Genomic DNA, 12,648 nt, shown 5'->3' with positions numbered 1-12,648 from the left:
CGGCACTCGGCTGCCGGCGAGGCGGTGGAACCCGCTCGACGTCGGGGCCATCGGCGCGTCATAGGCCGGCGGGACCATGGGTGCCGGGAAGCCATGCATGTCCACGCACACGAACGGGCCGCTGGACGGAATGAAAACCGTCCAGCGGCCCGCAGTGGGGACGAGATCGCGACCAGGGTCTTCGGCGGCGTTGCCGTGGGCTCGCCGCCGGACCCATCGGCGGTCAGCTCATCGGGTACGCGCGAACTGCCGGAGTCGCCAGTGGACTCACGCCCGCTGCCCGTGCGCGAGGAAGCGGGTCAGCCCCGCCAGTTCGTAGGCGTTCTCCCAGTGCTCCACGATCAGGCCGTCGCGGAACCGCCACAGGCCGCAGAAGGGCACCGCCACGGTGTCGCCGTCCCGGTGCGCTCGCAGGACGCCGAGCACGGCGCCGAAGTGGTCGTCGGCGACGATCTGATCCACGTCCATCACGAGCGTGTCGCCCGTCAGCCGGATGAGTTCTTTCTCCTTGTCGACAACTGCTCGCCTGCCCACGTACCGGATGTCGGCGGGTCCGCGTTCCGCCGCGTGCAGGACGACGTCGGCACTGGTGTACTCGCCGATCCTGGCCAGATCCGCGTACACGGCGCGCAGGGTCTCGACATTGGGATGCGGGCCGGGGACTGCGGCGGCGAGTTCGTCGGCGCTCAACTGTCGCTCCTACACGGCTTCGGTGGCCGGCTGCTCCACCGACGGACGCCAGGGACGGACCTCCGACCGGACGACCGCGTCGACGATGGCGTTCATGCGGTGTTCGTCGAGCGCGATCTCGGCGGCACGCATGTTGTCCTCGAGATGCCGGATCGAGGAGGTGCCCGGGATGAGCAGGATCTGCGGTGAGCGGTGCAGCAGCCAGGCGAGGGCGAGCTGCGCCGGCGTCACGCCGTACGCCGTGGACAGCGCGGCGAGCGGGCTGCCCTTCCCGGTGAGGTCGCCGTGGCCGAGGGGGAACCACGGGATGAACGCGATGTCGTGCTCCTCCGCGTACCACAGCACGTCTTCGCTGGTCTGGTCGGCGACGTTGTACAGGTTCTCCACGGCGACGATGTCGGCGATCTCGCGGGCCTGGACGAGCTGGTCCACGGTGACCGCGGGCTGCCCGGAGATGCCGATGTGGCGGATCTTGCCTTCGCGCTGGAGTTCGACGAGTTCACCGAGCTGGTCGGCGAGCGGCACGAGCGGGTCGATCCGGTGCAGCTGGTAGAGGTCGATGGTCTCCAGCCCGAGGTTGCGCAGGCTCATCTCGACCTGCTGGCGCAGATATGCGGGCCGGCCGAGGGCGACGATGTACGGCGCCCCGCCGCCGCGCACCCAGTCCGACGGGCCGGAGCGCAGCATGCCGCCCTTGGTGCCGATCACGAGGTCGTCCGGGTAGGGGTGCAGGGCCTGGCGGATGAGCTGCTCATTGGTGTCGGGGCCGTACGAGTCGGCGGTGTCGATGAAGGTGACACCGAGATCCACCGCCCTGCGCAGCACGCGGACCGCTTCGTCCGGATCGGCGGGCGGCCCCCAGTAACCGGGACCGGTCAGATGCATCGCGCCGTAACCGAGTCGGCGCACGGGCAGATCCGTGCCGAGGGTCAGGGCGAGCTCAGGTCGGGCTGCGTTCATCGAGATGTGTCTCCGTTCCGGGGGAGTGGGAGGGATCGCGTTCGCGACGGCGTCAGCTCGCGGTCGCTGTTCGGTGGTTGTCCAGCGTCGGAAATGGAGTCCCGCCAGTCGCCAGTCGCGATCCGGCCACACCTCCGTTTCGGGCCAGTGGGTTCGCGCAGATGCGAGACTGGGCCGCGGCCGGTTCGTGCGTGTGGTCGTGGGTCCACGTGCCGACGGCCATCTCCGCGGTGATGCCGGGGCCGAATCCGGCGATCACACCGCGCCCGTGCTCCGCGACGAGCCCCTCGGCGAACAGCCGGCCGAGGGCGTCGAGCACCACGGCGCTCGCGATGTTCCCGTACTCGGTCAGCGTTGCCCTGCTGTGCCGGAACGCGTGGCCGTCCACCTCGAGATAGGTGCTCAGATCGTCGAGGATGCGGGGCCCGCCGGCATGCACGATGTAGAAGTCGAGGTCCGAGGCGTCCCAACCGTGCGCGGCGGCCAGGTCGCGCAGCGCCGGCGCGAGGGGCTTCATCGTCGTCGGCACGCGCTTGTCCAGCTGGAAGTGGAAGCCGGTGGACTTGACCGCGTAGGAGATCCAGTTCTCGGTGTGCGGGATGAGGTAGGAGGCGTTGCGCTCCAACGACATCCCGGAGCCGCCGGAGCCCCGCACCACCGCCGCCGCGACCGCGTCGCCGAACAGGCCGTCCGAGAGCAGGGAGCCGATGTCGTCGTCGGTCGGCTGATAGCAGAGCGAGCAGAACTCGCAGGACACGATCAGCGCGTTCGTGCCGGGATGGGCGGCGCAGAAGTCGCGGGCGAGGTTGATCGCCGCGCCGCCGCCGGCGCAGCCCAGCTGGGAGATCGGGATCTGGCGGGTGTCGTACCGGAAGCCCATGGTGTTGATCAGCCACGCCGTCATCGACGGCATCATGAAGCCCGTGCAGGACACGTAGACGATGACGTCGATCTCGCGCTCGCGCAGCCCGGCATTGTCGAGCGCCTGCCGCACGACCTCGGGCAGGCGGGCCTTGGCCTGCTCCTCGTAAATCCTGTTGCGAATCTCGAAGCCGGGATGGGCCAGCGTCTTCTCGATCGGCTGGATGATGTGCCGCTTGCGTACGCCGGTGTTCTCGATGAGTCGCAGCACCAGCGGGAGATTGGGATTGCCGGCATGGAGCCTGCGTGCGATGTCCAGAGTCTCGGCTCGGGTGATGACGTATTCGGGGACCATTACGGCAGGGCGACACAAGGTAGGCATGGTGATCTCCCGACCCTAGTCTCGGTGTGGCGGCACGCCGTTCGATTAGTGCGCCTTTTGTTTCTCTGTGTTGCCAAGTGAAACAGACGGCGGTTGTGGCCGGCAAGAGGTCGCGGATGTCACCAATGAGGTGGAAATGCCATCGCGACCCTCCGGCGTCAGAACGGGCTCCTCGGGCGGGGTGTCACGGGGTCGGCGTCCGCAGGCCCCGGGTCCGCCTCTGCCGGCCCGTGTCGACGCCAGGAGCCGAGGTCGGCGAGGATCGCGACCAGGTCCCGTCCGGCCGGCGTCAGGTGGTAGCGCACCTGAACCGGACGCTGCGACCCGTCCACGTCCCTGAGCACGACGTGCTTTTCCTGAAGGCGTCGGAGAATCCTGCTCAGCTGCTTCGCGTCTATGCGCAGCGCGCGGGCCAACTGGCTGTGGCGCAGAGCGCCGTTGTCCAGCAGTGCCAGGACGGGCAGCACCCACTTGAGGGAGAGGATCTCGATTATGGCGGCGATCTCGAGCCAATTCACGAAGTGGGTCTCCGGTGTCGGAGTCGGTGCGTCGTCCGCCCACTCCGAGTCGGTGGCCTCGTTCGGATTCACGGCAATTCAGTCCTCTTTTCAGCGTCGTCGAGCGCCGCTGTGTGCTGCTGCCGCCCGCACCTCTCGCCGTTCGATCCCATGGCGACCGAACGGCTTGGGTTCCTGCTTTCACTGTTTGCAGGATGTCAAGGATTATGTTTGTTGGTTCCGTCCGCAACAAGAGGCCAGACGCTTGGCCCTGCGCCGCTCGCGAAGCCGGCCGGCGGCGGTCAGGCCGCGGTTTCCAGCACCGCGGGGCCCAGCTTCAGCCGACCGTCATCCAGCGGCACGCAGCGCACGCCGCCGTGGCCCCGAAGGCCACGCCATGCGCCCGGCCCGACGACGACGTCCATCCAGGCGCACGGGTGTGCCGGCCGGTGGCCCTGGAACCGGATCGGGCCGTCGCCCGCTTCCAGGCTGAACACCTGCTTCACCAGGTCGTCGACGGGAAATCCGCGCAACACGATGTTGCGGCGCACCACATGCGGATCGGGCTGTGGGTCCAGGCGCAGCGCATCCAGCGACTCGGCCGCGAACAGCGTGACTGCCGCGTTGCGGTGCGCGCGGTGGTTGAAATACCGGTCGCCGACCAGCCCGAGGTCGGCTCGCACGTCCACGTGATCACGCGCCACCGGCAGCGCATCCGGACGCGGTCCGTCCTGCGGGCGTCCCTCGAACGCATGTGTGGGGGAGACGAGCAGCGCGACTATCTCCACGTCGTGCCTGGTCACGGTGCCAGTCTACCGACAAGTTCCTTGCGCATCAGCGTGCAGACGGTGTCGTACCAGACCGTCGTGCCGTCCGGCCCCTCGACGTCCCAGCCGTCCTTCTCGGTGCCGTAGGCACGGTAACCGAGCCGTTCGTACAGCGCCCGCGCCCGGGGATTGTCCTCTTCGACGCTCAATTCCGCGGTCGACAGCGCTCGCCGGAGAATCCGCTCCTCGGCAGCGTTGATCAGAATCGTGCCGATGCCACACGACTGCAACGCCGGCATCACCGCCAACTGCCACAGCACGCCGCTACCGGGCCTGGCGACGTAGTCGACGCCGCCGATCGCCACGGGGAGATCTGCCGGCCCGCACACGGCGAGGTAGTCGACGACGCCATCCCCGGCCCGCGCCAACTGGACATGGAGCTGCTCCAGGTGCAGCCGGCCGCCCGACCACGGGCAGGCCGGCACGTCCTCCGGCGTCAGATCGCGAACGGTGAGCGGCACGTGGATCTCGGTCACAGTGCCAGATTGTCGGTCCACGCCCGGTGCTGGCAACGGGACGTGACTATTCGCCCACGCACCGGTGGGATCGTTTATGGTCGGAAGCAGACGGAGGGGGGCCGTTTCGATGGGACGACGCGAGGCGCTGGCCGCCGACGGCGTGCGCCAGGGCCGGCTGTTCGCCCGTACCTACCAGGCGTTTCTGGCCTACGGTGACCGATCCAGGCCGTTGCTCGACCGGCAACATGAGCGACTGTCGGCGTTGCTGACGCGGGTGCTGCGGACGGTTCCCGCGCTGCGGGCGCGCGGTGTGACGCCCGGCGACGACCCGTTCGCGACGCTGGCGCGGCTGCCGACGATGACCAAACAGCAGATCAGGGACGACTATCGCGGTCACTTCGCCGAGGACATCGACCCCCGCGACTGCGCCTCCGTGGTGACCAGCGGGACCACCGGCGTGCCGCTGAAGATCGTTCACAATTCCGAGCACTTCGTGCACGTGAACGCCCTGGCGCTGCGGCGGGCGCTGGAGTGGGGCCTGCCGCTGGACCGGAAGGTGTTGCGGCCGTTCAAGTCCGAGGCCGACGGGTGGCTCGAGTACACCGTGCCGTCGGCCGGGTTCCTGCGCTACGGCGAGTTCGGCTTCGTCACCGACGAGGCCGCGATCGCGCGCCGCTGCCTGGAGTTCGGGCCGGACGTCGTCTTCACCCACCCGTCCCGGGCACTGGCACTGCGGGACATGCTGGCCCCGCACGGCGTGTTGCGGCCCCGCGTCGTGCAGACCTTCGGCGAACAGCTGACCGACGCCGCTCGGCAGGCGATCTCCGAGCACTTCCAGGCCCCGGTCCGCGACTGCTATGGCGTCAACGAGGCCAGCACCGTCGCCGCCCAGTGCCCCGAGCACGGCCGCTACCATATCGAGGGCGAGCGGGTGTGGGTCGAGATCGTCGACGACGACGGCAATCCGCTGCCCGACGGCGTCGAGGGCGACATCGTCGTCACCAACCTGTTCAACACGGTCATGCCGTTCGTCCGCTACCGCACCGGCGACGTCGGAGCCCTGTCGGCTGAGCGCTGTCCGTGCGGGCGGGAGCAGAAGGTGCTGCGGCTGATCACCGGCCGTCAGCACGGCGCGATCGCCCTGCCCGACGGCTCCCGGACCGACGTGCTGCGGCTGGTCAAGCTGATCGAACGGTTCCCGGTGGAGCGGTTGCAGGTGGTCCAGGACAGCCGCGAGTCGCTGACCGTGCTGGTCCGCCCGGCCGCCGGCTGCACCGACGACGACCTACGCCGCGCCGCCGACGCCGCCACGGCCGCGCTGCACGGGCGGCTCCCCGTGCGCCTGCGCCGCGCCCGACCCGACGAGTTCACGGAGTCCCGTGCCGGCAAGCACCTGAACTTCGTGAGCCTGATGGAGAACTAGCGAGGGGAGGAGGCACGGATGTCCATCGAGGACTGGAACACGATCATCGACGAGATCGACTCCGCCGACGCGGCGGCGGAGACGCTCTGACGGTGGGAGGTGTGGGGCGGGCGGCCGCCCGCATCTCTCGGCCGCCCGCATCTCTCAGCCGAAGGTGCGCGGCAGCGCGGTGTCGTGCAGCCAGGAGCGGAAGAACCGGTCCAGCGGCTTGACCGAGTGCTCCTGCGCGACGGCGACGAACTTGTCGGTGGTGACGGTGCTGTGCCGGTGCTTCTCGGTCCACTGCCGCAGCACGGCGAAGAACCGCTCGTCGCCGAGCCGCACCCGCAGCGCGTGCAGCGTGAGGGCGCCCCGCTGGTAGACGCGGTCGTCGAACATGCGGCGCACGCCGGGGTCGCCGATGCGGATGTCCTGGCGCTGCCGGGCGATCTCGGCGTGCGAGCGCTCGGCCAGGACGGCGGCGGACAGGCCGCCGGACGCCTCCGACCACAGCCACTCGGCGTAGGTGGCAAAACCCTCGTTCAGCCAGATGTGGCGCCAGTCGGCGATGGTCAGGCTGTTGCCGAACCACTGGTGGGCCAGTTCGTGGGCCACGAGGTGCTCGGAACCGCGGTGCCCGTCCACGTGGTTGGTGCCGAAGATGGACAGGCCCTGCGCCTCCACCGGCACGTCCAGCGCCTCGTCGACGACCACCACGTGGTACTCGGTGAACGGGTAGGAGCCGAACATGGCGACGAAGGAGGCCATGATCTGCGGCTGCCGGCCGAAGTCGTGGCCGAACACGCCGACCAGCCGCGGTGGCACCGCGGCCCGCTGGCTCGCGGACACCTCGACCTCGGCGTACGGGCCGATCTGCACGGTCGCCAGGTAGGTGGACATCGGGGCTAACTGCTCGAAGACCCAGGTGGTGGTGCTGCCGCCGACCCGCCGCGACACCAGCGCGCCGTTGGCGACGACGGTGTACGGCGACGGCGTCGTGACGGCGATCCGGTAGGTGGCTTTCTCGCCGGGCTGGTCGTTGCACGGGAACCAGGACGGCGCGCCGATCGGCTGGCTCGCCACCAGCGCGCCCTCGTCGAGCTGCTCCCAGCCGATCTCACCCCAGTGCGGGGTGCGCACCGGCTTCGGCGTGCCGGTGTAGCGCACCTCCACGGTGAACGCCGCCCCGACGGTGATCGGCCGGGACGGCGTGATCCGCAGCTTGTCGCCGCGATGGCTGTAGCGGGCCGGCTTGCCGTTGACCAGCACCCGCTCGACCCGCAGGCCGTGCAGGTCCAGGCTGAACCCGGCCAGGTCCGCGCGGGCCTGCGCGGCGATCCGGGCCCGGCCGGCGAGGCGGCCGGGACCCGGCTTGTAGTCCAGCTCCAGGTCGTAGTGCGTGACCCGGTAACCCCCGTTGCCGTGCTGGGGGAGGTACGAGTCGGCGGAGCGATCCGCGCCGATCGTGCCCCTCACCCGCGCTTGCTCCACGCGGCGATCGGGTTGCCCAGCCAGCGGGTGTTCGCCGGCACGCTCTCGCCGCGCATCACCAGCGAGGCCGGGCCCACCGTGGTGCCAGCCCCGATGGTCGCCCCGGGCAGCACGATGCCGTGCGGCCCGAGCGTCGAGCCGTCGGCCAACGTCACGTCGTCCATGCGCATGATTCGATCATGGAAGAGGTGGGTCTGCACCACACACCCCCGGTTCACGGTCGCACCCACGCCGACGCTGACCAGGTCGGCCTCCGGCAACCAGTATGTCTCGACCCACGCGCCGCGGCCGATCCGGGCCCCGAGACCCCGCAGCCAGGCGTTCATCACCGGCGTGCCGGCGACCGACCCGGCCAGCCACGGCACCGCCAGGACCTCGACGAACGTGTCGGCGAGCTCGTTGCGCCAGACGAAGGAGCTCCACAGCGGGTGCTCGACGGCCTTGAACCGGCCGACCAGCAGCCACTTCGCCGCCACCGCGACCGCGCCGGCGACCAGGCCGCAGGCGATCAGCACCAGGCCGCTGAGCAGCGCCGCGGCGGCGAACCCGGCGACGGCCGCGCCACCGCTGACACCGGCCGTGCTCGCCACACCGGCGAAGCCCGATCCCAGGACGCTCGCCAGGCCGGTGATGCCGAACAGGGCCAGCACGCCCAGCGCCACCGAGGCCATCACCGGGATCACCCGGCAGATCTCCACCAGGCCGCGGGCGACCACCAGCTTGGTCGGCGGGTCGAAGGTGCGGCTCTGGTCGCCGTCCTCGACCGCGCGCGGCAGCTTGATCGGGGGCATGCCCAGGTAGGAGCTGCCGGCCTTGGCGCCCTTCGGCGTCGAGGACAGCACGCCGACCAGGCCGCGCTTCGGGACCGCCCGGCCCGGCGCGGTCATGCCGGAGTTGCCCAGGAAGGCCCGCTTGCCGATGCGGGCGTTGGCGATGCGCAGCCAGCCGCCGCCCAGCTCGTAGCTGCCGACCATGGTGTCGTCGGCGAGGAACGCGCCGTCGCCGACCGTGGTCATGGACGGCAGCGCCAGCACGGTCGAGGCCTCGACCCGGCGGCCGACCTTCATGCCCAGCGCCCGCAGCCACACCGGCGTGAACAGGCTGGCGTACAGCGGGAACAGCGTGGTGCGGGCCATGTTCATCAGGCGCTCGGTGGTCCAGGCCTGCCACGCCACCCGACCGAACACGGGGTGGTAGCCGGCGCGCAGCCCGATAGAACAGAGGCGGACCCCGATCAGCACCAGCAGCCCGTACGCGGCCAGCGAGGCCACCGTGGCCGCCGGCACGGCGAGCAGCGCCGACCCGAGCGTGGGCGTGTCGCGCAGGAACAGGGCCACGATCGCGAGGCCGGGCAGCGCCGCGGTGACCGGCAGCAGGCCCAGGGCGAGGGTGGCGGCGCTGTAGGCGAACGCCCAGCGACGGTTGCGCGGCGGGCGGCTGCTCGGCCACCGGTGGGTGGCCTTGCCGTCACGCGTGGCCGGCACGCCTGACCAGCGCTGCCCGGCCGGCACCGAGCCGGTGACGCCCGAGCCCGGCGCGACCTCGGCGCGCTTGCCGATGCGGGCGCCCGGGAACAGCGTGCTGCGGGTGCCGACGGTCGCGCCGGCGCCGATCCGGATCTTGCCGACGTGCAGCACGTCGCCGTCCAGCCAGTGGCCGGACAGGTCGACCTCGGGCTCGACCGCGGCGCCCCGGCCGATCTTGAGCAGGCCGGTGACGGGCGGCAGCGAGTGCAGGTCCACGCCGTCGGCGATCTTCACGCCGAGCGCGCGGGCGTAGCGGGTCAGCCACACGCCGGTGAGGTTGGTGGCCCCGGTGACGTTGGCCAGCTGCTCGGCGGTCCACAGCCGCAGGTGCGTCTTGCCGCCACGCGGGTAGCGGCCCGGCTTCACCTTGCGCAGCAGCATCCGCGCGCCGCCGGCGGCGACCGCGACGCGACCGGCCGGGTGGAACAGCACCAGCCACGCCAGCGCGATCGCCCACCACGGCACCGTCGGCGCCCAGGCCGCGCCCAGCAGGTTCAGCACCGTGCTGCCGGCGGCCGCGGCCACCGTCCAACGCAGGCCGATCAGCGTGGTCAGCGGCAGCATCAGCAGCAGCTGCTTGACCTGCGCGGCCCGCGGCGTCGGCGCGACCGTGCGGGCCTTCGTCTCACGGGCGTCGAACTCGTCCAGCCGCGCGGCCATCGCCCGCAACGTCGGGAACTGGTAGATGTCGCTGACCGAGCCGCTCGGGTGCTTGGCCCGGATCAGTCCGACCAGGCGTGCCGCGGCCAGGCTGCTGCCACCGCTGGCGAAGAAGTCGGCGTCGCCCTCGGCCGGCGCGACACCGAGCACGGCGCCCCACTGCTCGGCCAGCCACGCCTCGGTGCCCACGAGCTTGGAGGTGTCGGCACTCTGCGGCAGCGGCCACGGCAGCGCGTTGCGGTCCACCTTGCCGGACGTCCGCGTCGGCAGCGTCTCGACCTCGGCCAGCAGCGGCACCAGCGCCGCCGGCAGCGCCGAGCGCAGCCGCTCCAGCGCGACCTCGCGGTCGAACTCGGCGGTCGGCACGACGTAGCCGACCAGCAGCGTGCCGTTGCGCACGGCCGCGGCAGCGCCGGCGACGCCCGGCAGCGCCTGGAGCGCCGCGTCGACCTCGCCCAGCTCGATCCGCCGGCCGCCCAGCTTGACCTGCTCGTCGGCGCGGCCGACGAACAGCAGGCCCTCCGGCTCGGCCCGGACCAGGTCACCGCTGCGGTAGGCGCGGTCCCAGCCCATCGCCGGCAGCGGCGCGTACTTCTCGGCGTCCTTGGCGCGGTCCAGGTAGCGGGCCAGGCCGACGCCGCCGATGACCAGCTCGCCCTGCTCGCCCATGCCGACGAGCTCGCCCTGCTGGTCCACCACGGCCAGCTCCCAGCCGTCCAGCGGCAGACCGATGCGCACCGGGCCCTCGCCGGTCAGCTGCGCGGCGCAGGCCACCACGGTCGCCTCGGTCGGGCCGTAGGTGTTCCACACCTCGCGGCCCTCGACGGCGACCCGCTCGGCCAGCTCCGGCGGGCAGGCCTCGCCGCCGAAGATGAGCAGCCGGACCTCGTCCAGCGCCTCCGCCGGCCACAGCGCGGCCAGCGTCGGCACGGTGGAGACGACGGTGATCTCCCGCTCCACCAGCCACGGGCCCAGGTCGATGCCGGTGCGCACCAGCGCGCGGGGCGCCGGCACCAGGCACGCGCCGTGGCGCCAGGCCAGCCACATCTCCTCGCAGGAGGCGTCGAACGCCACCGACAGGCCGGCCAGCACCCGGTCGCCGGGGCCGATCGGCTCGTCGACCAGGAACAGCTCCGCCTCGGCGTCCACGAACGCGGCCGCCGCGCGGTGCGACACCGCGACGCCCTTCGGCTTGCCGGTGGAGCCGGACGTGAAGATGATCCACGCGTCGTCGTCCAGGCCCGGCGCGCCGAGCACGCCCATCGGGGTGCCGACGACCGACACCTCGCGGTCGGCGCCGATCACCGCGCACACGTCCGCCTCGCCGAAGACGAGGTCGGCCCGCTCCTGCGGGTCCTCGAAGTCCACCGGCACGTAGGCGGCGCCGGCGGCGAGCACGGCCAGGATGCTGACGTAGAGGTCGACGGTGCCCGACGGCGCACGCACGCCGATGCGGTCGCCGACGCCGATGCCGTGTCCGGCGAGCACCTCGCGCAGCCGGTCGACCTCGGTCGCCAGCGCGCGGTAGCTGAGCATGGTGGCGCCGTCGTCGACGGCTGCGGCGGCGGGGTGCCGACGCGCGGTCTCGTTGAAGACGTCGAGCAGCGTGCGGGCCGGGGCCGCCCCACGCGTGGTGAACACCGCGTTCCGAACAAGAACGCGCGGATCCTGAACTGCGGTCAATTCAAGCCTCTCCGAGGTGCCGGGTAGCCCGGCGCACCGGTTAGCTCAGTCCACAGTGGACGAGCAACGATCTTGTTCACCGTCGCGGGCCGACGGCCTACTTTACCCGTTGTTCACCCGCACGTCTCTGTCGGGGGCGTCACAGGTGTACGCCCGGGCCTGCAAGGAATACGACTCCGCGTACCGGCCGCCTGCGTTGACCAGCCCCGCATGTGTGCCCTGTTCCACCACCTTTCCCTTGTGCGGCAAGTAAATCCAGCCGGCGTCCCGGACGCCGGCGAGCCGGTGCGTGATCAGCACGACCGTCCGTCCGCCGGCCAGTTCGCGCAGCGTCTCGTAGACCGCGAACTCCGCCTCGGCGTCCAGCGGCGCGGTCGGCTCGTCACAGATCAGCACCGGCGCGTCCCGGAAGATCCCGCGCGCCACCGCCAACCGCTGCCACTGCCCGCCGGACAGCTCCCGGCCGCCCCGGAAGTACTTGGACAGCACGGTTTCCCACCCGTTCGGCAGGTCCGCGACGACCTCGTCCGCGCGGGCCGGCGCGGCCGCCGACCGCAGCGCCCGGCCGCCCGGGCGTCCCGGTCGTGCCGGCCGATGCGGACGTTGGCGCGGGCGGTGTGCGGCCACCGCACCGCGTCCTGCGGCACCATCACCACCCGATCCGTCACCGCATCGGGTGAGATCTGGGCTACATCCGCGCCGTCCCGGTCGATCGAGCCGGTCGCCGGCCGGTACAGCCCGGCGATCAGCTTGGCCAGCGTGGTCCTGCCGGACCCGTTCCCGCCCACCAGCGCGACCGTCCGGCCGCAGCGCTGCGTGGGATCCGCGCCGGACAGCCGGCCCGTCACGCGCGCCGCGTTCAGCTCCAGGACCAGGGTCCGGGTCACCTTGCGGCGCACCGTTTCCAGCACCGCTACGGCCGCGCCGTCGTGCAGCGCCTTCGCCTCGGCGGGGGTGAGGCTGGCGATGCCGCGTGTCCGGCGGAACGACGTCGGCCAGCTCCGATACCGCGTACTCGCCGCCGACGTACAGCGGGCCGGCGTTTTCCCTGGTGACAGTGCCGAGCGGGGAGGTCACGCTGCCTTCGGAGTGAAGGGCAGCGTTTGCGGCTGGTAGTCGGCGGTGGCGCGCAAGTTACGGCCGGGCAGAGCGAAACGCCTTTCGCGCCGACAACTGCCGTGGCCAGTCCCGCATTTCGGGGAGACCTGCGC

General features: G+C 71.5%; 10 protein-coding genes and 1 pseudogene. 1 reads left to right on the top strand and 10 read right to left on the bottom strand.

Features of this window, described 5'->3' with window-relative positions; translation table 11 throughout:
* Positions 1–267 precede the first annotated feature (267 nt).
* From BCF44_RS39170 to BCF44_RS39145, 6 genes are all read right to left on the bottom strand, one after another.
* The gene (locus BCF44_RS39170) at positions 268–690 is read right to left on the bottom strand and encodes a nuclear transport factor 2 family protein (RefSeq protein ID WP_211353422.1); all 423 of its coding nucleotides are present in this window, start codon (positions 688–690) and stop codon (positions 268–270) included.
* Between the two features lie 9 nt (positions 691–699).
* Entirely contained in the window at positions 700–1,650 is a 951-nt protein-coding gene (locus BCF44_RS39165) for an aldo/keto reductase (protein WP_116179555.1), read from the bottom strand.
* A 52-nt stretch (positions 1,651–1,702) separates the two neighbouring features.
* A complete protein-coding gene (locus BCF44_RS39160) occupies positions 1,703–2,866 on the bottom strand; it encodes a type III polyketide synthase (RefSeq protein ID WP_281283192.1) in 1,164 nt (387 codons plus the stop codon).
* 185 nt (positions 2,867–3,051) lie between these two features.
* The gene (locus tag BCF44_RS39155) at positions 3,052–3,483 is read right to left on the bottom strand and encodes a winged helix-turn-helix transcriptional regulator (RefSeq protein WP_170217983.1); all 432 of its coding nucleotides are present in this window, start codon (positions 3,481–3,483) and stop codon (positions 3,052–3,054) included.
* A 209-nt stretch (positions 3,484–3,692) separates the two neighbouring features.
* On the bottom strand, positions 3,693–4,193 hold the full coding sequence (locus BCF44_RS39150; protein ID WP_116179552.1) for a molybdenum cofactor biosysynthesis protein: 501 nt from the start codon (positions 4,191–4,193) through the stop codon (positions 3,693–3,695).
* Entirely contained in the window at positions 4,190–4,693 is a 504-nt protein-coding gene (locus BCF44_RS39145) for a GNAT family N-acetyltransferase (protein ID WP_116179551.1), read from the bottom strand. The genes BCF44_RS39150 and BCF44_RS39145 overlap by 4 nt, the downstream gene beginning before the upstream one ends.
* A gap of 109 nt (positions 4,694–4,802) precedes the next feature.
* On the opposite strand from BCF44_RS39145, the gene BCF44_RS39140 reads away from it, so the two are divergent.
* Positions 4,803–6,098: a phenylacetate--CoA ligase family protein gene (locus tag BCF44_RS39140; RefSeq protein ID WP_170217982.1), complete on the top strand. Its 1,296-nt coding sequence runs from the start codon at positions 4,803–4,805 to the stop codon at positions 6,096–6,098.
* A gap of 144 nt (positions 6,099–6,242) precedes the next feature.
* On the opposite strand, the gene BCF44_RS39135 is transcribed toward BCF44_RS39140, so the two are convergent.
* The 4 genes and pseudogenes from BCF44_RS39135 to BCF44_RS58735 all read right to left on the bottom strand — a co-directional run.
* The gene (locus BCF44_RS39135) at positions 6,243–7,553 is read right to left on the bottom strand and encodes a M1 family metallopeptidase (RefSeq protein WP_246016064.1); all 1,311 of its coding nucleotides are present in this window, start codon (positions 7,551–7,553) and stop codon (positions 6,243–6,245) included.
* Positions 7,550–11,395: a Pls/PosA family non-ribosomal peptide synthetase gene (locus BCF44_RS39130; protein ID WP_246016063.1), complete on the bottom strand. Its 3,846-nt coding sequence runs from the start codon at positions 11,393–11,395 to the stop codon at positions 7,550–7,552. Before BCF44_RS39130 ends, BCF44_RS39135 begins: the two co-directional genes overlap by 4 nt.
* Before the next feature lie 144 nt (positions 11,396–11,539).
* Complete coding sequence (locus BCF44_RS58035; protein WP_281283191.1) at positions 11,540–12,064, bottom strand: ATP-binding cassette domain-containing protein; 525 nt, start codon at positions 12,062–12,064, stop codon at positions 11,540–11,542.
* A gap of 14 nt (positions 12,065–12,078) precedes the next feature.
* Positions 12,079–12,225 (bottom strand): annotated as a pseudogene (locus BCF44_RS58735) (ATP-binding cassette domain-containing protein); the annotation flags it as partial.
* Positions 12,226–12,648 lie beyond the last annotated feature (423 nt).

Source organism: Kutzneria buriramensis, from assembly GCF_003387475.1.
GTDB lineage: Bacteria > Actinomycetota > Actinomycetes > Mycobacteriales > Pseudonocardiaceae > Kutzneria > Kutzneria buriramensis.
This window is presented reverse-complemented; position numbering and strand designations above follow the sequence as displayed.

Excerpts from the sequence above, each read along its gene's own strand:
- BCF44_RS39160 (WP_281283192.1), bottom strand. The coding sequence starts at position 2,866 with ATGGTCCCCGAATACGTCATCACCCGAGCCGAGACTCTGGACATCGCA.
- BCF44_RS39165 (WP_116179555.1), bottom strand. The coding sequence starts at position 1,650 with ATGAACGCAGCCCGACCTGAGCTCGCCCTGACCCTCGGCACGGATCTG.
- BCF44_RS39140 (WP_170217982.1), top strand. The coding sequence starts at position 4,803 with ATGGGACGACGCGAGGCGCTGGCCGCCGACGGCGTGCGCCAGGGCCGG.